Here is a 20,700-nt window from a genome sequence, read left to right as displayed (position 1 = left end):
GCATGAAGGGTGACCTCTTTTCCAGCGAGCACATGGTCCAGCCGGCCGCGGCGCCGGGCATGACGATCGAGAACGCCAAGTGCATCAGGTACGCGGTCAACGGCGAGATGCACGCCCGCCAGGGCGCCATGGTCGCCTACCGCGGCAACCTCCAGTTCGAGCGCAAGGGCCAGGGCGTGGGCGGCATGCTCAAGCGGGCCGTGACCGGTGAGGGGCTGCCGCTGATGGCGGTGCGCGGTCAGGGCGAGGCCTGGTTCGCGCACGAGGCGCAGAACTGCTTCATCGTCGACGTCGACCCCGGCGACGAGTTCACGGTCAACGGCCGCAACGTGCTGTGTTTCGACGCCTCGCTGTCGTACCGGATAGCGACGGTGAAGGGCGCCGGCATCACCGGCGGCGGTCTGTTCAACAGCGTCTTCACCGGTCAGGGCCGGCTGGGCCTGATCTGCGACGGCAACCCGCTGGTCATCCCGGTCTCGCAGCAGTACCCCGTGTACGTCGACACCGACGCGGTCGTCGGCTGGACCGCCGGGCTCCAGACCTCGCTGCACCGCTCGCAGTCCCTCGGCTCGATGCTGCGCGGCGGTTCCGGTGAGGCCGTGCAGCTGATGCTGCAAGGTCAGGGCTATGTCGTCGTACGGCCGAGCGAGGCGACACCGCAGAAGCCGCAGCAGCACTGAAGCGTCCCCGCGAGGTGATCTGCGCCTCACGAGCAACCCACTCCACCCTGCCGACGTCTTGATCGACAACAGGTGAAGCCCTGGCCGAGCATGTGGCCAGGGCCGGTTCTCAATGCTCTATACACACCATGTATACCGATGACGTATACGCACCATGTATACCCAGCGAGTAGACACGGCGTGTATATCGATCGAAAGGCATCGATGTACGGCAAGGCATTCGCCCCGGAGTACCAGGGCGCCCTGACCACTCTGTCCGTGAACGCGTCCCTCACCGACGTGCTGGCCGCCGGCACCGAGCAGTTGAGAGCGGCCGAGCGGTCCGGACAGCACGGCGAGGCGGCCCGCTCCGGGCTCGCGGTCGCCGAGGCGCACCGCCGGCTGGGGCAGATCGGGGACGCCGACCGCGCCTGGAAGGCGAGCTACCGCGCGGCCCGCGAGGCCGACGACCGGGGGGCGATGGCCTGGGCGCTGTGGAGCGGCGGCACGCTGGCCCGCCAGCGCGGCGCGTTCCCGCTGGCCCGGCGGCTCCTCCAGCTCGCGGCGGACCTCGGTGAACACGGCGGCGACATCGTCGTGCGCGGCTACTCGCTGGCCGGGCTCGCGGAGACCGGCCGGATCCAGGGCGACTACGCGGCCGTCCACCGGCTGCACGAGCAGCTGCTGGCCGAGGCACGGCGGCGCGGCGAGGCCCGGCACACCGTGTGGGCGCTGGAGGGCATCGCGCAGATCCACCGCAACACCGGCTCGTACGACACCGCGTACTCCCTGTTCGAGGAGGCGGCCGAGATCGCCGCGGGCGCCGAGGACCGCCGCGGCCACGCCTGGGCGCTGCGCGGGCTCGCCGACGTCGTCTCCGTGCGCGACGGCGACGTGGAGCGGGCGCTGGCCCTGCTGTCCGATGCGGAGACCACGTGTCGCGCCATGAAGCTGTCCAGCGCGCTGGCCTACAACCACAAGATGCGCGGCAACGTCCTCTACCGGGCCGGGCGTTACACCGAGGCGCGGTCGATGTACGAGCAGGCGCTGTCGGAGTTCCGGGCGATGAGCGAGCCGCGCGGGGAGGCGCTGTCCCGGCTGGGGCTGGCGAAGTCGCGTGCCCAGCTCGGGTGCGACCGCGCGGAGACGGCCGCCGAACTGGCCGAGCTGGCCGACGTGCTGGAGCGGATCGGGCTGCGGCACGCGCGGGAGATGGTGGGACGGGCCCAGCGGGAGTTCGGCATCGACGCGGGCGCGGAGGCGGTGGGCGCCCGATGACCGGCTCCTCTTCGGCCCTGCGGGCTCCGTCCGGCGCCCGCCGGCGCACCTCGACGGTCCAGTTCGCGGTGGACGCCGGTGAAGTTCTCGACCGCTGCCGGACCTTGGTGGGGCCCGCGCTGCGGGAGGCCGTGGAGCGGACCCATCCGTGGGTCGGCGAGATGGCCGCGTACTCCTTCGGCTGGTGCGAGGTCGGCGGCGCGCCGGCCGTGGCCTCCGGCGGCAAGGGCGTCCGGCAGGCACTCGCCGTACTCGGCGCCGAGGCGGCCGGCGCGCCCGGCCGGGCCGCGGTGCCCGGTGCGGTCGCGGTGGAGCTGGTGCACGCCTTCTCCCTGCTGCACGACGACATCATGGACGGCGACGAGGCACGGCGCCGCCGCCCCACGGTGTGGAAGGCGTACGGCACCGGACCGGCCGTCCTCGCCGGGGACGCGCTGTTCGCGCTGGCCGTCGAGACGCTCGCCGCGGCACCGGAGGGCCCCCGGGCGGTGCGGCTGCTGTCCGTGGCCCTGCAGGACCTGGTGCGCGGACAGGCGGACGACCTGCTGTTCACCACGCGCCCCTGGACCGGGCCGGAGCGGGTGCGGCCGGACGAGTACCGGACGATGGCCGAGCACAAGACGGGCGCCCTGCTGGGCTGCGCCGCCGCACTCGGCGCCCTGCTCGGCGGCGCCCCGACCGCGACCGTCGACGCGCTCGACCGCGTGGGCCGGCACCTGGGCATCGCCTTCCAGATCGTGGACGACCTGCTGGGCATCTGGGGCGACCCCGCCGTCACCGGCAAACCGGTGCACGGCGATCTGCGGGAGCGCAAGAAGACGTATCCCGTGCTGGCCGCGCTCGACACGCCCCTCGCCGGCCGGCTCGCCGTACTGCTGGAGTCGGCCGCCGGGCCCGGCGAGGCGGCCGCGCTGATCGAGGAGGCCGGCGGCCGCTCCGCCGCGCTCGCGGAGGCACGGCGTCATGTCGCCGCCGTGGAGGCGGCCCTGGCGGACGTACCACTGCGGGAGGGGCCCGCCGAGGAACTGCGCTCGCTGCTCGACTTCCTCGTGCGGCGCGATCTGTGAGCACCCGGTCCCCGTGTGCGGCGGTGGTCTTCTCCGGGGCCGCGCCGCCGCCCGCGACACCGGCTTGACCGGCGGCGTCCCGCGCGTCAGGGTGCCAGCGGCGTGGATCCCCGCCCCACGCCGGAAAGGTGACTGCCTTGATCGGGATCTCGGACGTCGAAGCCGCGGCCGACCTCATCGCCGGACGCGTCGTACACACTCCGACCGTACCCAGCCCCGGCCTGTCCGCCCTGCTCGGCGTCCCGGTCACGGCCAAGCTCGAACTCCTCCAGCGCACCGGGTCGTTCAAGGCGCGCGGGGCGACGGCGAAGCTGCTGTCGCTCAGCGAGGACCAGCGGGCCGCCGGGGTGGTGGCGGTCAGCGGCGGCAACCACGGCATCGCCCTGGCGATGACCGCCGCCGTCCTCGACGTGAAGGCCACGGTGGTCATGCCGCGCTCGGCGCCCGCGCACGCCGTGCGGATCGCCGAGGACGCCGGGGCGTCCGTGCGGCTCACCGACGACATGGCCGGAGCCTTCTCGCTCGTGACCCGGCTGCGGGACGAGGGGCTGACCCTCGTCCACCCCTTCGACGACCCCTTGGTGATCGCCGGTCAGGGCACCGTCGGTCTCGAGCTGGACGCAGACGCCGGTGAACTCACCGACGTGATCGTCAGCGTCGGGGGCGGCGGGCTCATCGCCGGGGTCGCGGCGGCGCTGCGGGCCCGGCGTCCCGACGTGCGGATCTGGGGCGTGGAGACCGAGGGCGCCGAGGCCATGTCCCGGGCGCTGGCGGCGGGCGGGCCGGTGCCGGTGGAGCTCGCGTCGATCGTGTCGACGCTCAGCGCGCCCACGGTGTCGCAGCTGACGTACGACCATGTGTCCGCCCAGGTCGACGAGGTGCTCGTGGTCCCGGACCGGGAGGCGGTACGGGGCGTGCTCGACCTCGCCGAGCACGCCAAGGTGTGGACCGAGCCGGCCGCGGGCTGTCTGCTGCCGGCCGCCCGGCACGTCCTGGAGCGGGTCGGGGGCGGCGCCCGGCTCGGGCTGGTCGTGTGCGGAGGCAACGCGACGACCTCCGACGTGCTCCGCTGGGCGACGGATTTCGGACTTCACTGAGGCATTCGAGCCCAATTCCGTCGCCTTTTCGTCAGCTTACTCAGGCGTCAGAAAGCAAATGAAAAGAAGCGCCCTTTGGTTGAGGATTTCGTTGAACGCTTCCCGTGACGTCTCGCGTACTTCCTGTGGGAAATGAGAGCCGGCGGTTCAGCAAGGGATGGCCATGGTCAAGGCGCGCGTCTCCACATCCGAGTTGGTTGCCGGAAGGTACCGTCTCGTCAATGTCGTCCATCGCGAGACGAACCGCGTCGGCTACTACGCCGAGGACCTGGAAACCGAACGTGCGTGCCTTCTGACGCAGATCGGGCTTCCCGGCGATCCGGGCCCGGACGACACGCGCCGGGCCACCTCGCGCATCCTGCGCACCTCGGAGCGGATAGGGCTGCTGCGCCCGGGCCGGGTGGCCACCGTGCTGGACGCCGTCGAGGCGTCCGGCAGCCTGTGGATCGTCACCGAATGGATCGACGGCACACCGCTGGGGGAACTCCTCGCCCAGCAGGGCACGTTCAACTATGTACGGGCCGCGCGTATCGGTCTCGAACTGCTCGATGTGCTGGAGGCCGCGCATGTCGCGGGCATCACGCACGGCGAACTCAGCCCTGGCCAGGTGTTCGTGGGCGCCGACGGGTCGGTCGTGGTCACCGGCTTCGGCCTGGCCGGCGCCACCCTCGCGCCCCGGGTCGCAGCACCGTCGTACGCCTCGCCGGAGCAGGCCCGCGACGAGCGGATCGGGCCTGCCTCCGATCTGTGGGCGCTGGGCGCGATCCTCTACACGATGGTCGAGGGGCGCCCGCCGTACCGCGAACGGGACCGGCCCGAGACCACGTTGAAGGGGGTCGACCGCCTTCCGCTGCGCGCCCCGGTGCGCGCCGGGCCGCTCACCCAGGCCGTGCAGGGGCTGCTGCGCAAGGACTCGCGGGAGCGGCTGAGCAGACCGGTGGTCCGCGAGGCCCTGGACCGCGTCATCAGCGACGACCCGGAGACGGCCGCGCAGGCCGTGCACCGCCCCCGGCTGCGCGGTCGGTACACCGTCGCCCCCACCTGGGGCAGACGCGCCATGGTCATCGGCACGGCGCTGGCCGTGGTCACCGTCGCCGCCACCGTCCTCGTCGTGACCAACGGCACCCAGGACGACTCGGACTCCTCGGCGACGGGTGCGGCGCCCACCCCGTCCGCCTCCGCCGGCGCGCCGACGGGCCAGTCCCCCACCGTCACGCCCAGCACCTCCCCCACCCGGGAGGAGACGGGGACGGAGTCCGGGTCCGGGTCGAAATCCCCCAGCACCTCCCCCTCGGGTACGGCGCTGCCCGACGGATTCCGCACGTACACATCACCCGACGGCTTCTCCATCGCCCTGCCCCAGGGCTGGGAGCCCGTGGCCACCAGCCGCGCCTCGGACGTGGCGTACCGCGTCTTCTTCGGCGCCGAGGGCGACGATCGCAGGCTGACGATCACCTACAGCGAGGCTCTCGGACCGGACCCCGTCGCGGTATGGCGTGACGACGTCCAGCCCGATCTGGAGGAGCGCAGCGGTTTCGAGCGGATCGGCGACATCGAGGCGACCACGTACCAGGGTTACCGGGCCGCCGACATGGAGTGGGTCTCGGACAAGGACGGCACCCGGTTGCGCACTCTCGGGCGCGGGTTCCTCGTCGACGACCACCGTGGCTACTCGCTGCGCTGGACGACGCCGGAGGAGGACTGGGACGACGCCGTGAACCGGAAGGCCCTGGACACGTTCCTGCGGACCTTCCGGGTTCCCGGCGACTGATCAGGCCGACGCGCGAGGGGCACTCATCGCCCGCAGCGACCTGGCGTGGAGCGGGTCCGTGCGCCAACGGGCCGTGAACGTACGGTCCTTGAGCGAACACGTCACTTCCAGGTGGTGCGGGGTCTCCAGGAAGGCGACGTCGACGGCGAGGGTGTCGGCGTCGGTCCAGCCACCGCTCGCCGCGGTGGGCACCGGCCCCTCGGTGACGGTCCATCCGGTCTCCCCGAGCCGCACCTCCAGCGGGTGCCCGTCCTCGGTGAGCGTCAGCGTCCAGCCGTCCGCGCCGGGTGCGAGGTCGATCGCCGTCAGCTTCGGAAGCGGTGCGCAGACACCGCCGTCGGGTGTGAACGCGGCGGCGGACCAGGTCTCGGCCCCCTCGGGCGGCGCGGGCTCACCGGAGGCGGGCGGCAGCGCCAGTCCGGCCAGCCGCGCCGCGAGGGCCGCGTCGGCAGCCTCGCCGCCCGTGCGGGGCGCGGGCCCGAACGCGGGCAGCAGGTGTTCCCAGACCAGGTTCAGCACGGTCTGCAAGTCCCAGGTGTCCGCCGTCGTCGCGATCACGGCGTCGTGCTCGGGCAGCACGATGCAGAACTGGCCGAAGGCGCCGTCGCCGCGATAGCCGTGCCGGGACATCCAGAACTTGAAGCCGTAGCCCAGCTGCCAGTCGTCCCCCGGCATCCCACCGGCGTTCGCGACCTGCACGCGCGTGGCCTCGGTGACCCACGACTCGGGCAGCAGCCGCTCGCCCTCCCAGACACCGCGGTTCAGATACAGCTGGCCGAGTCGGGCGACGGCGTCGGTGGTGGCGTGCAGGCCGCTGAAGCCGAGTTCCTGGCCGCTGCGGTGACGCAGCCACGCGATCTCGCCGATGCCGAGCGGATCCAGCAGGCGCGGACGCAGATACTCGGTCAGCGACTGGCCGCTCGTGCGCTGCACGATGGCGGAGAGGGTGAAGGTGGCGGGCTGGTTGTAGGCGAAGACCGTGCCGGGGTCGTGCTGCGGCGGCACCAGGAGGAAGCCGCGCACGAGGTTCTCCAGGTCGCGTTCGCGTGCCTCGGCGATGGTGTCCGTCTCGTGCCCGGTGGCCATGGACGCCACGTGCCGCACCAGCATGGCGCGGCTGCGCGGGTCGGTGATGTCGGCGTCGAGTTCGGGGAAGTACGAGATCACCGGGTCGTCGAGCCGTATCAGTCCCTCGCCGACGGCGATCCCGACGGCGGTCGCGGTGAAGCTCTTGCTGATCGAGTAGAGCAGGTGGGGGCGTTCGGCGGTGTACGGCGCCCACCAGCCGGAGGCGACCAGCCGGCCGTGCCGCATGATCATCAGGCTGTGCGGCTCGATCGTGGGGGCGGCGTCGAGGGCGTCGAGGAAGGCGAGGACACCGGCGGCGTCGACGCCCTGGGCGGCGGGGGTGCTCGAAGGCAGCTCGCGGGCAGACATACGTGCATCCTCCCCCGACATCCCGACGTCGTCCGGGAGTCCTCGCACTTCAGTCCGGAAACCCGCCCCGTGCGTACCGTTTTCGAGGCTTCTGTCCGGGGGCGTGATGTGCCTCCGCGTCAGGGAGCAGTCCTGCGCACCACGCGAGCGGCGTGCGGCGAGTGCCATAAGCTGCCGGTCTGCACTTTTCGCCTTCCGAGCAGCTCGTACAGGAGAGTCACCCGTGACACTGGCGTTCGTCCCGCCCGAGACGTCCTCCGCATCCCCGGCCCCGCTGTCCGACCTCGTCGCACGCGACGCGCGCGAGTTCGGGGTCTACGCACGGACCGGTGGCTGGGCCTTCGGCCTGAAGGTGGCGCGCAGCGTCCGCCCCGGCGGGCAGGGCGCCGACGAGACGCCGAAGGTGTCCGCGAAGGAGTTCGCCGAGCTCGCGGGCTGCTCCGCCGAGCGCGTCATGCGCTACTACAAGGCCTGGGACCGGGCAGCCGACGACGGTCTCGTCCCGCAGTTCGAGGCGCTCGCGCCGGGCCAGGAGGTCGAGCTGCCGGACGCCGACGTGTGGCTCGGCTACTACGTCTCCCGCAACAGCGCGACCTCCGAGCGCGGCACCGCCATCTCCGGGGCCGCCGAGGCCGAGGGCATCCGCCCGACCAAGGCCCTGGAGGTCGCCGAGAACCCCACCGCGCTGCGCGCGGCGATCCTCGCCGACCCCTCCACCGCCCGCGCGGCCCGCCAGGCGCTCCTGGACCGCGTGCGCGAGGACCCGGAGCTTCAGGCCGAGCTGGCGCGCGACGTCGTACGCACCGACGACCTGAAGAAGGCCGTCGCCACCGAGAGCCGGTCGGCCGACCGCATCGGCTACGTCCGTCAGATTGCCGAGTCGGGTCAGATCAAGACGCCGGCCGGGCAGACCGTCGACGCGCCGGTGGACCTGCGCCAGGAGGCCGAGCGGCATCTGTCGCTCATCGACGAGCTGGAGGAGGACGAGGACACCGGCGAGTGGGCCACCGACGCCTACGACACCATGAAGTCCCTCGTCGTCGAGGCCGTGGAGGCCGACCCGGAGCTGCGGGTCCAGGAGCGGCGCACGAAGTTCTACAACAGCCTCCAGCGGGCGACGAAGGTCTTCGAGGAGCTGACCTTCGACGATGTGCAGGAGTTCGTCGAGGACGACATGGTCCAGCAGCTGGAGGAGCTCCAGCAGGCCATCGCCACCTGCATCGCCGCACTTCAGGGTACGCGGGGCGAGGCGGCGTCGCCCGAGTAGTCCGGCCTCGTCACAGCGGTGCGCCGCCGTTCACTCCGTGTGGCGGCGGCGTGCCCACAGCGGCAGCACGAACCAGCACACCAGATACCAGACGACCACACCGGCGACCAGCCAGGGCACGTAGTCGTCGTGCGTCGCGACGCGCAGGATCAGCAGGAGCGAGCCCGTCATCGTGGCGAGCAGCAGAAGCAGGCCGACGAACGTCAGCCGGGAAGCCCACTCGACCGCCTGCGGCTTGATCCGGCGCCCGGACACGAGCCGGTGCAGGGACACGGGGCCGATCAGGGCGCCGGTGGCGGAGGCACCGAGGACGACCGTCACGATGTAGATGGTCTGGTCGGTGTCCGCGAGGGTGTCGTACTTCGTCGTGAACACGACGGTGAGCAGGAAACCGAACAGGATCTGGACGCCCATCTGGGCCACCCGGACCTCTTGGAGGAGCTCGCCCCACATGCGGTCGGCGCGCTCGTCCGTGCTCTCGTCGCGTCCTTTGCGCCTCTCCTGCTCAGACATGCGATACGAGTAACCGCGGCGCCGGGCAGTGAAACGGCGGGCTCCGGGAACGGCGGGACGCCCCGGGAGCCGTGCCACGTCTACCAGCGGCTCTCCACCTGGTCCCTGATCCGCCGGTCGTAGAGGTCGCGGACTGCGGCGAGCGTGTCTGCGGACAGCTCGGGCAGTGCGGCGGCGGCCGCGTTGGCACGGGCCTGCTCGGGCGAGCGGGCGCCGGGGATGACGGTGGTCACGCCGGGCTGCTGGATGATCCAGCGCAGCGCCAGCTGGGCCGGCGTGTATCCCTCCGGGACGAGGCCGGCGAACTCGACGGCCGCCTCCACGCCGGATTCGTAGTCGACGCCGGAGAAGGTCTCGCCCTGGTCGAAGGACTCGCCGTGCCGGTTGTAGGTGCGGTGGTCGTTCGCGGGGAAGACGGTGTCCTTGGTGTACTTGCCGGACAGCAGGCCGGAGGCCAGCGGGACGCGGGCGATGATGCCGACGCCGGCCTCCCGGGCGGCGGGCAGCACCTCCAGCAGGGGCTTCATGCGGAACGCGTTGAGGATGATCTGCACACTGGCCACCCCGGGCCGGGCGATGGCGGTCAGTGCCTCGGCGCAGGTCTCCACGCTGACGCCGTACCGGGCGATGCGCTCCTCCTCGACCAGCGTGTCCAGGGCGTCGAACACCTCGTCCGTGGAGTAGACGGGCGTCGGCGGGCAGTGCAGCTGGACCAGGTCGAGGCGGTCCACGCCGAGGTTGCGCCGCGAACGGTCGTTCCAGGCACGGAAGTTGTCGAGGACGTAGTTCTCGGGGATCTGGTCGACGCGGCGGCCCATCTTGGTCGCGACGAAGATGTCCAGCTCGGGCCTGCCGCGCAGGAAGGAGGCGATGGTCTGCTCGCTGCGCCCGTCGCCGTAGACGTCGGCCGTGTCGAAGAAGGTCACCCCCGACTCGACCGCGGCGTCCAGCACCGCAAGGGCTTGCTTCTCGTCGACGTCTCCCCAGTCGGCGCCCAGCTGCCACGTACCGAGTCCGACGACGGATGCCCGCTGACCCGACCTACCGATTACACGCTCGTCCATGGCGTCAGTGTGTCATTCGCCGGCCGCCGGCGCGGAGCGGGCCCCTCCGCTGCCGTCCCCTGCGAAGCCTTCACCCGCACGAGCGAAACGGCTCGACGGGCAAGCGATTGCTGTCGGGGCGCACCCGGGCTCGGACAGACGCCTTCCTGGACCGGCTGTTCACGTAGCGCCGCTACCTGCGGGTCATCCTGCTCTGCACGGTGCTTGCGACCTTCGGCCCCAGCCAGCGCTTGAGGCGGCGCAGCGCCTCGAGCTGCCCGGCCGCCCTGTCGATCCGGTAGTACAGCTGGGGCGGTACGTACGGCAGCAGGGGTGAGTGGCGCTGTCCGAGCAGGGCGAACATCTGCTGCGGGGGCAGGTCGATATAGCGGGGCAGGCTCTCGTACCACAGGGCGCTGTGGCGGGCGGCGCTCTGGAGAGACAACAGCGCCGCCCTGCGCTCCCGTTCGTACCGGGCGAGTGCCTGCGGCAGGGCGGGCCGCTCGTGCAGCGCGCCGGCCAGGGCGATCGCGTCCTCCAGGGCGAGCGTCGTACCGGCGCCGATGGAGTAGTGGGTGGTGTGAGCGGCGTCGCCGATCAGGACGACGTTGCCGCGGTGCCAGGTGCGGTTGGTGACGGTGCGGAAGGTCAGCCACTGCGCGCCGGCGCCGGCGGAGGGGCGGCCGATGAGCGGGTGGCCGTCGAGGATCCCGGCGAAGAGCTTCTCCAGCAGGGCCAGTCCGTCGGCCTCGGGCGCCCTGTCGAGGCCGAGGCCGGTCCAGGTCCGCGGAGCGCACTCGACGACACAGGTGCCGGCGTCGGGGCCGAAGCCGTAGCCGTAGCCGTAGCACCAGATCCAGCCGTGGTCGGTCTCGACGAAGGCGAAGGTGAACGCGTCGAAGGCCTTGCTGGTGCCGAGCCAGAGGTAGCGGTTGCGGCCGCTGTCGATCCGGGTGCCGAAGTGGTCGGCGTGGCGGGTGCGCAGGGCGCTGTGGACGCCGTCGCCCGCGACGACGAGGTCGGCGGCGGGCAGGTCGTCCGGGGTGATCGTGCTGCCGAACTCCAGGCGTACGCCGAGCGAGCGGGCGCGTTCGGCGAGGATCTCCAGCAGCCGGTGGCGGCCGATGCCGTGCCCCTCGTCGCCGGGCCGACGGGTCGTCAGGTCCCGTACGTGGGCCACGCCCTCGCTCCAGCGGACCGAGTTCTCCTCGATGGCGCGAGCCGTCTCGGGGTCGTGGGCGCGCAGCTGGTCGAGCAGTCCGCGCCAGTACGTCACGCCCCAGCCGTAGGTGGTGCCCTCGGCGTTGCGTTCATGGACGGTGACGTCGTGGGACGGGTCCCGCAGCTTGAGCAGGATCGAGAGATACAGACCGGCGGGCCCGCCACCGACACAGGCGACCTTCACACATACCCCTAGATATTTCCCCAATACGGTCAATTCGGATCCGCAGGTTAGCAGGGCCGTGGCGACTTCTCGTGACGTTCCGGATCGCGCCAGTTTCAGCGGGTGAGACACACCACTGACGCCCCGTCCGCCAGCCAAGGACCACCGGGAACACGGCTCCCGGGAGAAGGAATTGCCCGTTCCGGGTAGGCGGGGCACCCACTCGCAGCAAGATCATCTCTGTTCAAGCTTGCACGACATGTAGCCACTTGTCCGGATCGAAGCCAACCGCTCGCAACCGATTTCTCCCACTCTCGTGGGGCCCGATAGGCATGCGGAGTCAGCACCCGAACGCACCATCGAACCCACCCAGGAGATCCGTATGCCGGAACTCAGCCGTCGCCGCGCGCTCACCGCCACGGCCGCCCTCGCCACCGCCGCCGGCGCCGGTGGCCTCGTCCAGACGCTCAACGCCCCCGCCGCATCCGCCACCGGACAGCGCCGGCACTCGGAGCACACCGGCCACCAGGAGCACGTCCAGCACACCCCGGCACCCTTCGACGAGGTCTACAAGGGCCGCCGGATCCAGGGCCGGCCCGCCTCGGGCGGCGCCCACCAGCATCACGGCGGCGGCTACGCCGTGTTCGTCGACGACGTCGAGCTGCACGTCATGCGCAACGCCGACGGCAGCTGGATCAGCGTCGTCAGCCACTACGACCCGGTGCCCGGCCCGCGGGCCGCCGCCCGCGCCGCCGTGGACGAGCTCCAGGGCGCGGCCCTGCTGCCCTTCCCCGCCAACTGAACCGCCGCACCCGCACTCTGGAGCACCCGCAACCATGACCGTCCGCAAGAACCAGGCCGTCCTGACCGCCGACGAGAAGCGCCGATTCGTCGCCGCCCTCCTGGAGTTGAAGCGCAGCGGCCGCTACGACTCCTTCGTCACGACCCACAACGCCTTCATCGTCAGCGACACCGACCACGGCGAACGCACCGGCCACCGGTCACCGTCGTTCCTGCCCTGGCACCGCAGATTCCTCCTCGAGTTCGAGCGCGCCCTGCAGGAGGTGGACGCCTCGGTCGCGCTGCCGTACTGGGACTGGAGCACCGACCGCTCGATACGGTCCTCGCTGTGGGCGCCGGACTTCATGGGCGGCACCGGGCGCAGCCGCGACGGACAGGTGCTGGACGGGCCGTTCGCGGCGTCGACCGGGAACTGGCCGATCAAGGTGCGCGTCGACGGCCGTACGTTCCTGCGCCGCTCGCTGGGCACTGCCGTACGGGACCTGCCGACCCCGGCCGAGGTGGCGTCCGTGCTGGCCATGGCCACGTACGACATGGCGCCCTGGAACAGCGCCTCGGACGGCTTCCGCAACCACCTCGAAGGCTGGCGCGGGGTCAATCTGCACAACCGGGTCCATGTGTGGGTCGGCGGGCAGATGGCCACCGGCGCGTCGCCCAACGATCCGGTGTTCTGGCTGCACCACGCCTACATCGACAAGCTGTGGGCGGACTGGCAGCGGCGCCACCCCGGCTCCGGCTATCTGCCGACCGCCGGGACGCCGAACGTGATCGATCTGGGCGACACGATGAAGCCGTGGAACGACGTGCGCCCCGCCGATCTGCTGGACCACACCGCGCACTACACCTTCGACGCGGCCTGAGCCCGGCCGGGCCGGTCAGGCGTCGGCGGTGCGGCACTCCGGGTGGCCCCACCCCTGCGCGTTCTTGGCGATCTGCTCGCCGGCCGCGTAGCCGCGCCCGCACAGGCAGCGGCCGGGGAACTTGGCCTTGATGGTCCGCGAGGAGCTGCCGTTCTTCCGGGCGGCAGCCTTGCGGCGGGGTGCCTTGGTCTGCGGGGTGTCCGGGGAGGGCGGCGGCTCCGGCGAGCCGAGTTCGCTGCCCGCGGACTCCTGCACGGTGGCGGCCTGGCTGGCGGCGCGGTCGGCGAAGTCGTTGAGCGGGTCCCCGTCGACCTGGTGGGCGGGGACGTAGCGGAACTCGACCTTGCGGCCGTCGAGCAGCTCGTCGATGCGCACGACCAGGTCCTGGTTGGCGACGGGCTTGCCCGCGGACGTCTTCCAGCCGTTGCGCTTCCAGCCCGGCAGCCAGGTGGTGACGGCCTTCATGGCGTACTGCGAGTCCATGCGGATCTCCAGCGGTACGCCCGGGTCGATCGCCGTGAGGAGCCGTTCCAGCGCGGTCAGTTCCGCGACGTTGTTGGTGGCCTTGCCGAGCGGCCCCGCCTCCCAGCGGGCCGGGGTCTCCGTCTCGTCGGCGACGACCCACGCCCAGCCCGCCGGCCCCGGGTTTCCCTTGGAAGCCCCGTCGCACGCGGCCACAACACGTTCACGCATGTGCCCGATCATGCCATGGGCCGGCGGGCCGACCGGTCGCGGGTGCGATGGCCGATCGGTCCTGTCCGGTCGTGGTCAGCCGCCGATCACGAGACGTCGGTGGTCTTCGGCATCTCGCCCTCGGTCGTGGTGACGTCGATCACCGAGAAGTTGGCGCCCTGGGGGTCGGTGAGCGCCGCGAACCTGCCGAACGGCGAGGTCATCGGGCCGAAGCGGAGCACGGCGCCCTGCTTGGTGGCGCGGGCCACGGCGTCGTCGCAGTTCTCGACGGTGAAGTAGACGTTGATGTAGGAGGGAACCTCGGGCGGGAACTCGTCGGTCATGACCATGCGGCCGAGAACCATGTCCTCGCCGATCGAGTAGATCCGGAAGTCGACCGCGTCGTCCTCCATCTGCTTCGCGCCGTACCCGAAGACCGCCGGGAAGAACGTGTCGGGCTTGTCCCGCTCGCGGGTGAAGACCTCGCCCCAGCAGTACGCGCCCGGCTCCTCCATCGGAGCCTCGAAGCCCTCGTGCGTGCCGGGCTGCCACAGTCCGAAGACGGCGCCGCCGGGTTCGCGGGCCAGACACATGCTGCCGAACTCGCCGACCGCCATCGGCTCCATCAGGATCTCGCCGCCGTTCTCACGGATCCTGGCGGCGGTGGCGTTCACGTCGGAGGTGGCGAAGTAGAGGCACCACTGCGACTGGCCCTCCTGGCCGGGCATGGGCGGCACGACCGCCGCGGCCGCCTTGTCGTTCGCGTAGGCCTGTGTGTAGTTGCCGTACTCCGACGACTGCTCGCCGAACGTCCAGCCGAGGACGTCGCCGTAGAAGTTCTTGGCTCCCTCGATGTCGCTGAACATCGCGTCGGCCCAGATGGGGGTTCCTTCAGGTTTCGCGGCCATGGCTGCGGCCCTCTCCCGGCTCGGTGAGTTGTCCGGATTCTTACGCTAGTCACCGGGCCGTCGGGTCGCGCGCCGAATGCCTGGTTCCGTTCCAGACTGGAGGGGAGAGCGGCCGGACGGCGGACGGGACTCGCGATGGCGGACACGACGATGCGGGCATGGTCGGTTCTCGAACCGGGGCCGGTCGCGGCGGGGCCGCTGCGGCTGGTGGAGAAGCCGGTTCCGGTGCCCGGAGACGACGAGCTGCTGGTGCGGGTGCGCACGTGCGGGGTGTGCCGTACCGATCTGCATGTCACCGAGGGCGATCTGCCGGTGCACCGGCCCGGTGTGACGCCCGGGCACGAGGTCGTCGGGGTCGTCGCGGGCCTCGGGGCCGCGGTCAGCGGCTTCGACGTCGGGGAGCGGGTCGGCGTGGCCTGGCTGCGGCGGACCGACGGCACCTGCGGCTACTGCCTGCGCGGGTCGGAGAACCTGTGCCCGTCCTCCGCGTACACGGGCTGGGACGCCGACGGCGGATACGCCGAGTACACGACCGTGCCGGCCGCGTTCGCCCACCGGCTGCCCGGCGCCCTGGACGACGTGTCGCTCGCGCCGCTGCTGTGCGCCGGGATCATCGGATACCGCGCACTGCGCCGCTCGGCGCTGCCGCCGGGCGGGCGGCTCGGGCTGTACGGCTTCGGGGGCAGCGCTCATCTGTGCGCGCAGGTGGCGCTCGCCCAGGGCGCCACGGTGCACGTCCTGACCCGCGGGGCCGACGCACGGCGGCTGGCGCTGGATCTGGGCGCCGCCTCGGCCGGGGACGCGTACGCGAAGCCGCCGGAGCCGCTGGACAGCGCGATCCTGTTCGCGCCCGCCGGCGAGCTGGTCCCGGTCGCGCTGCGGGCCCTGGACCGGGGCGGGACGCTGGCGATCGCCGGGATCCACCTCAGCGACATCCCGGTGCTGCGCTACGAGCGCGAGCTCTTCTACGAGAAGCAGGTGTGCAGCGTCACCTCCAACACGCGCGAGGACGCCCGTGAGTTCCTGGCGCTGGCCGCGGAGCACTCCGTGCACGCCACGACGCACACGTATCCGCTGTCGCGGGCGGACCGGGCGCTGCGCGATCTCGAGGCGGGTCGGTTCGACGGGGCCGCCGTGCTGGTGAACGACCTGTCCTGAGACACAGCGCTCCGCAGGATGTGCGACGCCATGCGGTTTGCCCGGCGTCATGGCGCGGCGGGTGGACCCGACCGGCGTGGGAGCACTCGGACGTGATCACTCCGCTTCAACAAAGGGTTTACACCACCCAGGTGACGAAACCGCCCCCTTCACGCCGTACCGGGCGAACCGCCCCCGCTGTTTGGCTTGTCCCTGCGACGCGTACGGCCCATCCGTGTCACGAGGCAGCCGTTTTCGCGTCCAGAGGCTGCCGTCGTCACCGACCACTTCGTTCACTCCTGTTCACCGTCCAGGAAGGGATCACGTGTCCGTATCCGAGAGCGCCGCCGGCCCCGCCGCCGACGACCCCGCCCCCACCACCGACGGACCACTGACCAGTCTCAGCACCCAGGCGGCGCGCCAGCTCGCCACGACCACCAAGTCCGAACCCCAGATGCAGGCCATCTCCTCGCGATGGCTGCTGAAGATGCTTCCGTGGGTCGACGTCAAGGGCGGCACCTACCGGGTCAACCGGCGTCTGCAACTGCGTGTCGGCCGCGGCCGGGTGCAGTTCGAGCAGAACGGCGCCGACGACATCAAGGTCATCCCCCAGACGCTCACCGAACTGCCCGTCCTGCGGGGCTACTCCGACGCGGAGGTGCTGAAGGAGATCGCGAGCCGGTTCCGGGTGCGCGAGATCCGGGCCGGCCAGGTGCTCGTGGAGGCCGGGCAGCCGGTCCACGAGGCCTACCTCGTCGTGCACGGCCGCTTCACCCGCTTCACCGAGGGCAAGTACGGCGAGGAGGAGATCGTCGGCATCGTCACCGGCGGCGACCAGATCGGCGACGAGGCCATCGGCCAGCCCGACCCGCTGTGGCTGAGCTCGGTGCGCGCCGAGACGGCGGGCGTGCTGATGGTGCTGCCCTGGACGGTGGTCCAGGAGCTCACCGACCGGGCGCCGTCCCTCGCTGAGCACCTGTCGGCGTACGCCGAGCGTCAGCAACTGCCCATGAACCGCAAGGGCGAGGCCGACGTTCCGGTGCAGGCCGGCCATGTCGGCGAGCCGACCATCGGCGGCGGTTACGTCGACTACGACCTCGCCCCGCGCGAGTACGAGCTGTCGCTCACCCAGACCGTGCTGCGGGTGCACACGAGGGTCGCCGACCTGTTCAACAACCCGATGGACCAGACCGAGCAGCAACTCCGCCTGACCATCGAGGAGATCCGCGAGCGCCAGGAGTGGGAGCTGGTCAACAACCGGGACTTCGGGCTGCTGCACAGCGCCGACTACGGGCAGCGGATCAGCACCTTCACCGGGCCGCCGACGCCGGACGACATGGACGAGCTGCTGTCGATGCGCCGCAAGACCAAGCTGTTCATCGCGCATCCGAAGGCGATCTCGGCCTTCTTCCGGCAGTGCAACCGGCGCGGCCTGGTGCCCGGCACGGCGAATGTCGACGGGCACGAGATCCCCGCCTGGCGCGGTGTCCCGATCTTCCCCTGCAACAAGATCCCGATCAGTGCGCAGCACACCAGCAGCATCATCGCGCTGCGCACGGGCGAGGGCGACCAGGGCGCCATCGGGCTGTACCAGACCGGCATCCCGGAGGAGTACCAGCCGGGCCTGAACGTGCGGTTCATGGGGATCGACGCCAACTCGATCATCCGCTACCTCGTCACCGCCTACTACTCGATGGCGATCCTCGTGCCCGACGCGGTCGGGATCCTGGAGAACGCCCAGATCGGCCGGACCGCTGAGTGAGCCCGCGGAGAACGCGATGAGTACGACCGCCTCCACCTGGGCCCTGCCCGGGCCGCCGAACCTCGCCCGCACGCTGCGGACGCGGCGCGGCGGTGCGATCCCGGGGCTGCGCTACCGGCAGGTGGGCCCCGCCGACCCGGAGAAGGCCGCGGAGGTCGACCGCAGGCTGGAGGAGTGGGCCCGCCGTCTCGACCTGTTCCCGCCGGCCTGGTCGGGGGACTTCTCGGGGTTCCAGTTCGGGCGGGCCGTGGTGCTCCAGCATCCGGCCGGCGCCGACCTGGACCGGCTGACGGCGGCCGGGAAGCTGCTGCTGGCGGAGAACATCGTCGACAGCTGCTACTGCGAGGAGGACGAGGGCAGGGGCGCGACCCGCAGCGGCCTGGGCGGGCGGCTGATCATGGCCCAGTCGGCGCTGGACCCCTTCCACGCCACGCCCGAGTTCCAGCAGGAGTGGGCGCAGGGCATGCAGGCGGACGGTCCGCTGCGCTCGTACCACTGGGCGCTGAAGGACTACGCGGCCGTCGCGACGCCGAGCCAGACCGACCGGCTCGTGCACGACCTCGCCCGGCTGCACATGGGCTACCTCGCCGAGGCGGCCTGGAGCGAGACGCGGCACGTCCCCCGGGTGTGGGAGTACCTGGTGATGCGGCAGTTCAACAACTTCCGGCCCTGTCTGTCGATCGTCGACGCCGTCGACGGCTACGAGCTGCCCGAGGCGCTGTACGCCCGCCCGGAGATCCAGCGGATCACCGCGCTCGCCTGCAACGCCACCACGATCGTCAACGACCTGTACTCCTTCACCAAGGAACTGGCCGGCGACCCCACCCATCTGAACCTGCCGCAGGTCGTCGCAGCCAACGAGCGCTGCGGTCTGAAGGCCGCCTATCTGAAGGCGGTCGAGATCCACAACCAGATCATGGCGGCGTTCGAGGAGGAGTCCGCGGTGCTCGCCGCCACCTCGCCGCTCGTCGAGCGCTACGCCCGGGGCCTGGACGACTGGGTGGCCGGGAACCACGAGTGGCACGCCACCAACACGCACCGCTACCACCTGCCCAACTACTGGTAAAGCACGACTTCATGACAGAACGTCACATGCACCAGCACGAGGAGTCACAGTTGACCATCGCCCCCGAAGCCGGCACCAAGGCCAAGTCGGTGCCGACCCAGTCCACGTACCAGAACCGCGTCGCGGACTACTGGAACGCCGAGGAGAACCCGGTCAACCTCGAACTCGGAAAGCTCGACGACCTGTACCACCACCACTACGGCATCGGGAACGCCGACCGTTCCGTGCTCGACGAACCCGATCCCGAACTGCGCCGTGAGCGCGTCACCGCCGAACTGCACCGGCTGGAGCACGCCCAGGCAGAGCTGCTCGCCGGTACCCTCGGTCCGCTGTCCCGCGCCGACCGCGTCTTCGACGCAGGCTGCGGGCGCGGCGGCGGCAGCGTCGTGGCCAATCTGCGCTACGGCTGCCACGCCGACGGCGTCACCATCTCCGAGAAGCAGGCCGAGTTCGCGAACGCGCAGGCCCGCAAGCGGGGCATCGACGGCCGGGTGCGCTACCACCACCGCAACATGCTGGACACCGGGCTGGAGTCCGGGGCGTACGCGGCGTCCTGGAACAACGAGTCCACCATGTACGTCGAACTCGACCTGCTGTTCGCCGAGCACGCCCGGCTGCTGCGCCGCGGCGGCCGCTACGTGGTGATCACCGGCTGCTACAACGACACCTACGGGCGTGCCTCGCGCGAGGTGTCCCTCATCAACGCCCACTACATCTGCGACATCCACCCGCGCTCGGAGTACTTCCGCGCGATGGCCCGCAACCGCCTCGTACCGGTCCATGTGGAGGATCTGACGGAGGCGGCCGTCCCCTACTGGGAGTTGCGGCGCGAGGCGGACCACCTGGTGACCGGGATCGAGGACACCTTCATCGACGCGTACCGCAACGGCAGCTTCCAGTACCTGCTGATCGCGGCGGACCGCGTCTGAGTGACGACCCGACACGCGTCGGCCACGGGTGTTCCGTGGCCGACGCGTGTCTTCCCCCTTGGGCCCGGCCGTGCTTGCCTGGGGAGCCGTTTTCGGTGTCCGGGGCGGGAGTCGCCGTATGCGCAAGCCGTGGATCGTGGGGGTGCTGCTGGCAGCCGTGCTGCTCGGCGCGTGCGGGGATCCGTCGTCCGGGGCGCAGGCCGCGCCCCCGCCGGAGGTGCCGGGGACGCCGGTCACCACACAGCAGCGGGCACCGGCCTCGGCGTCACCGAGTGCCGCTCCGAGTGCCGCTCCGAATGCCGCTCCGGCGAAGGCGCCGAGCGTGCTGTACCTCGGCGACTCGCTCGCGATGGAGGCGCAGAAGGTGCTCGGCCGGGAATTGCGCGGGGGGCTGCGGGCGACGTACACGAGCGCGCCCTACTCGGGCACCACTCTGTGCGACTACCTGGAGGGCACGGGCGAGCGCTCTCTCGTGCCGGACGGGGACAAGGCGGCCGCCCTGGTGCGCCGGCTGCGGCCGGACTTCGTGGTGCTCCAGTTCTGGGGCAACGCCTGGGGCTACACGCCGTGCATGGACGGCATCACCCATGACGCCTCCCCGCAGCGGTACTTCGAGCGGTACGCGGCCGACATGAAGCGGCTCGCCGACCAGATCGCCGGCGCCGGGGACGCGCGGATCGTCTGGGTGCTCCAGGGCCCGGACCCGATCACTCCCGACCGGGTCCGGCGCGTCAACGCCCTGTACCAGGAGCGGTCCGCCGCCTCGGGGGAACTGGTCGCCGACGCGGGCAGGGCGGTGAGCGCGGCCGGGGCCCGCTACTCCTGGGTCCAGTACCTGCCGTGCACGGCGTACGAGCACGCGCACGGCGAGTACTGCACCCAGCCGGGCCGGGACCGCACGGCCCTGCATCGCGACGACGACTACCTGCACTTCTGTCTGGCGCCCACGACCTCGACGCCCAAGCCGTGCCCGGTCCGCTCGCCCGGGATCCTGCGGATCGCCCTGGAGATCACCCGGGTGATCCGTGAGAACCCTTAGCCAGGCGGGC

The 20,700-nt window shown here is 71.4% G+C and carries 19 protein-coding genes; 13 read left to right on the top strand and 6 right to left on the bottom strand.

Features of this window, described 5'->3' with window-relative positions; translation table 11 throughout:
• Positions 1 to 2: 2 nt before the first annotated feature.
• The 5 genes from AC3ETA_RS31795 to AC3ETA_RS31775 all read left to right on the top strand — a co-directional run bounded on the left by AC3ETA_RS31795 (position 3) and on the right by AC3ETA_RS31775 (position 5,872).
• Entirely contained in the window at positions 3 to 680 is a 678-nt protein-coding gene (locus tag AC3ETA_RS31795) for an AIM24 family protein (RefSeq protein WP_432196340.1), read from the top strand.
• 204 nt (positions 681 to 884) lie between these two features.
• On the top strand, positions 885 to 1,937 hold the full coding sequence (locus AC3ETA_RS31790; RefSeq protein ID WP_432196368.1) for a tetratricopeptide repeat protein: 1,053 nt from the start codon (positions 885 to 887) through the stop codon (positions 1,935 to 1,937).
• Complete coding sequence (locus tag AC3ETA_RS31785; RefSeq protein ID WP_432196339.1) at positions 1,934 to 3,004, top strand: polyprenyl synthetase family protein; 1,071 nt, start codon at positions 1,934 to 1,936, stop codon at positions 3,002 to 3,004. The genes AC3ETA_RS31790 and AC3ETA_RS31785 overlap by 4 nt, the downstream gene beginning before the upstream one ends.
• Positions 3,005 to 3,141: 137 nt before the next feature.
• Positions 3,142 to 4,101, top strand: coding sequence for a threonine/serine dehydratase family protein (locus AC3ETA_RS31780; RefSeq protein WP_432196338.1), 960 nt, complete (start codon positions 3,142 to 3,144; stop codon positions 4,099 to 4,101).
• 157 nt (positions 4,102 to 4,258) lie between these two features.
• The gene (locus tag AC3ETA_RS31775; protein ID WP_432196337.1) at positions 4,259 to 5,872 is read left to right on the top strand and encodes a serine/threonine protein kinase; all 1,614 of its coding nucleotides are present in this window, start codon (positions 4,259 to 4,261) and stop codon (positions 5,870 to 5,872) included.
• On the opposite strand, the gene AC3ETA_RS31770 is transcribed toward AC3ETA_RS31775, so the two are convergent.
• A complete protein-coding gene (locus AC3ETA_RS31770) occupies positions 5,873 to 7,309 on the bottom strand; it encodes a serine hydrolase domain-containing protein (protein WP_432196336.1) in 1,437 nt (478 codons plus the stop codon). It lies immediately after the preceding gene.
• Between the two features lie 223 nt (positions 7,310 to 7,532).
• Between AC3ETA_RS31770 and AC3ETA_RS31765 the strand changes: the two genes are divergently transcribed.
• Positions 7,533 to 8,576 (top strand): hypothetical protein, encoded by a 1,044-nt coding sequence (locus AC3ETA_RS31765; protein WP_432196335.1) that lies wholly within the window; start codon positions 7,533 to 7,535, stop codon positions 8,574 to 8,576.
• Positions 8,577 to 8,606: 30 nt separating this feature from the next.
• On the opposite strand, the gene AC3ETA_RS31760 is transcribed toward AC3ETA_RS31765, so the two are convergent.
• The 3 genes from AC3ETA_RS31760 to AC3ETA_RS31750 form a co-directional block, all read right to left on the bottom strand.
• Complete coding sequence (locus AC3ETA_RS31760) at positions 8,607 to 9,089, bottom strand: DUF6328 family protein (RefSeq protein ID WP_432196334.1); 483 nt, start codon at positions 9,087 to 9,089, stop codon at positions 8,607 to 8,609.
• 80 nt (positions 9,090 to 9,169) lie between these two features.
• Complete coding sequence (locus AC3ETA_RS31755; protein WP_432196333.1) at positions 9,170 to 10,153, bottom strand: aldo/keto reductase; 984 nt, start codon at positions 10,151 to 10,153, stop codon at positions 9,170 to 9,172.
• 172 nt (positions 10,154 to 10,325) lie between these two features.
• Positions 10,326 to 11,537: an FAD-dependent monooxygenase gene (locus AC3ETA_RS31750; RefSeq protein WP_432196332.1), complete on the bottom strand. Its 1,212-nt coding sequence runs from the start codon at positions 11,535 to 11,537 to the stop codon at positions 10,326 to 10,328.
• 361 nt (positions 11,538 to 11,898) lie between these two features.
• Between AC3ETA_RS31750 and melC1 the strand changes: the two genes are divergently transcribed.
• Both melC1 and melC2 read left to right on the top strand, forming a co-directional pair.
• A complete protein-coding gene (gene melC1 / locus AC3ETA_RS31745; RefSeq protein WP_432196331.1) occupies positions 11,899 to 12,318 on the top strand; it encodes an apotyrosinase chaperone MelC1 in 420 nt (139 codons plus the stop codon).
• A 34-nt stretch (positions 12,319 to 12,352) separates the two neighbouring features.
• Entirely contained in the window at positions 12,353 to 13,177 is an 825-nt protein-coding gene (melC2, locus tag AC3ETA_RS31740) for a tyrosinase MelC2 (RefSeq protein WP_432196330.1), read from the top strand.
• 15 nt (positions 13,178 to 13,192) lie between these two features.
• On the opposite strand, the gene AC3ETA_RS31735 is transcribed toward melC2, so the two are convergent.
• Both AC3ETA_RS31735 and AC3ETA_RS31730 read right to left on the bottom strand, forming a co-directional pair.
• A complete protein-coding gene (locus tag AC3ETA_RS31735) occupies positions 13,193 to 13,882 on the bottom strand; it encodes a ribonuclease H family protein (RefSeq protein WP_432196329.1) in 690 nt (229 codons plus the stop codon).
• Between the two features lie 74 nt (positions 13,883 to 13,956).
• Positions 13,957 to 14,757 carry a VOC family protein gene (locus tag AC3ETA_RS31730; RefSeq protein WP_432196328.1) on the bottom strand — a complete coding sequence of 267 codons (801 nt, stop codon included), beginning with the start codon at positions 14,755 to 14,757 and terminating at the stop codon, positions 13,957 to 13,959.
• Between the two features lie 150 nt (positions 14,758 to 14,907).
• On the opposite strand from AC3ETA_RS31730, the gene AC3ETA_RS31725 reads away from it, so the two are divergent.
• The 5 genes from AC3ETA_RS31725 to AC3ETA_RS31705 all read left to right on the top strand — a co-directional run bounded on the left by AC3ETA_RS31725 (position 14,908) and on the right by AC3ETA_RS31705 (position 20,690).
• Positions 14,908 to 15,915 (top strand): zinc-binding alcohol dehydrogenase family protein, encoded by a 1,008-nt coding sequence (locus AC3ETA_RS31725; RefSeq protein ID WP_432196367.1) that lies wholly within the window; start codon positions 14,908 to 14,910, stop codon positions 15,913 to 15,915.
• Between the two features lie 304 nt (positions 15,916 to 16,219).
• Positions 16,220 to 17,656 (top strand): family 2B encapsulin nanocompartment shell protein, encoded by a 1,437-nt coding sequence (locus AC3ETA_RS31720; protein WP_432196327.1) that lies wholly within the window; start codon positions 16,220 to 16,222, stop codon positions 17,654 to 17,656.
• Positions 17,657 to 17,672: 16 nt separating this feature from the next.
• The gene (locus AC3ETA_RS31715; protein WP_432196326.1) at positions 17,673 to 18,722 is read left to right on the top strand and encodes a family 2 encapsulin nanocompartment cargo protein terpene cyclase; all 1,050 of its coding nucleotides are present in this window, start codon (positions 17,673 to 17,675) and stop codon (positions 18,720 to 18,722) included.
• A 50-nt stretch (positions 18,723 to 18,772) separates the two neighbouring features.
• The gene (locus AC3ETA_RS31710; protein WP_432196366.1) at positions 18,773 to 19,651 is read left to right on the top strand and encodes a geranyl diphosphate 2-C-methyltransferase; all 879 of its coding nucleotides are present in this window, start codon (positions 18,773 to 18,775) and stop codon (positions 19,649 to 19,651) included.
• Positions 19,652 to 19,769: 118 nt separating this feature from the next.
• On the top strand, positions 19,770 to 20,690 hold the full coding sequence (locus AC3ETA_RS31705; RefSeq protein ID WP_432196325.1) for an SGNH/GDSL hydrolase family protein: 921 nt from the start codon (positions 19,770 to 19,772) through the stop codon (positions 20,688 to 20,690).
• The last annotated feature ends 10 nt before the right edge of the window (positions 20,691 to 20,700 follow it).

The organism is Streptomyces sp. bgisy027, from assembly GCF_057710365.1.
The sequence above is the reverse complement of the archived record's forward strand: the minus strand, read 5'-3'. Positions and strand labels throughout refer to the sequence as shown.

Bases quoted from the DNA above. Each gene is read 5' to 3' on its own strand.
- AC3ETA_RS31795 (WP_432196340.1), top strand. From the start codon at position 3: ATGAAGGGTGACCTCTTTTCCAGCGAGCACATGGTCCAGCCGGCCGCG.
- AC3ETA_RS31790 (WP_432196368.1), top strand. From the start codon at position 885: ATGTACGGCAAGGCATTCGCCCCGGAGTACCAGGGCGCCCTGACCACT.
- AC3ETA_RS31785 (WP_432196339.1), top strand. From the start codon at position 1,934: ATGACCGGCTCCTCTTCGGCCCTGCGGGCTCCGTCCGGCGCCCGCCGG.
- AC3ETA_RS31775 (WP_432196337.1), top strand. From the start codon at position 4,259: ATGGCCATGGTCAAGGCGCGCGTCTCCACATCCGAGTTGGTTGCCGGA.
- AC3ETA_RS31770 (WP_432196336.1), bottom strand. From the start codon at position 7,309: ATGTCTGCCCGCGAGCTGCCTTCGAGCACCCCCGCCGCCCAGGGCGTC.
- AC3ETA_RS31760 (WP_432196334.1), bottom strand. From the start codon at position 9,089: ATGTCTGAGCAGGAGAGGCGCAAAGGACGCGACGAGAGCACGGACGAG.
- AC3ETA_RS31755 (WP_432196333.1), bottom strand. From the start codon at position 10,153: ATGGACGAGCGTGTAATCGGTAGGTCGGGTCAGCGGGCATCCGTCGTC.
- melC1 (WP_432196331.1), top strand. From the start codon at position 11,899: ATGCCGGAACTCAGCCGTCGCCGCGCGCTCACCGCCACGGCCGCCCTC.
- melC2 (WP_432196330.1), top strand. From the start codon at position 12,353: ATGACCGTCCGCAAGAACCAGGCCGTCCTGACCGCCGACGAGAAGCGC.
- AC3ETA_RS31735 (WP_432196329.1), bottom strand. From the start codon at position 13,882: ATGATCGGGCACATGCGTGAACGTGTTGTGGCCGCGTGCGACGGGGCT.
- AC3ETA_RS31730 (WP_432196328.1), bottom strand. From the start codon at position 14,757: ATGGCCGCGAAACCTGAAGGAACCCCCATCTGGGCCGACGCGATGTTC.
- AC3ETA_RS31725 (WP_432196367.1), top strand. From the start codon at position 14,908: ATGCGGGCATGGTCGGTTCTCGAACCGGGGCCGGTCGCGGCGGGGCCG.
- AC3ETA_RS31715 (WP_432196326.1), top strand. From the start codon at position 17,673: ATGAGTACGACCGCCTCCACCTGGGCCCTGCCCGGGCCGCCGAACCTC.
- AC3ETA_RS31705 (WP_432196325.1), top strand. From the start codon at position 19,770: ATGCGCAAGCCGTGGATCGTGGGGGTGCTGCTGGCAGCCGTGCTGCTC.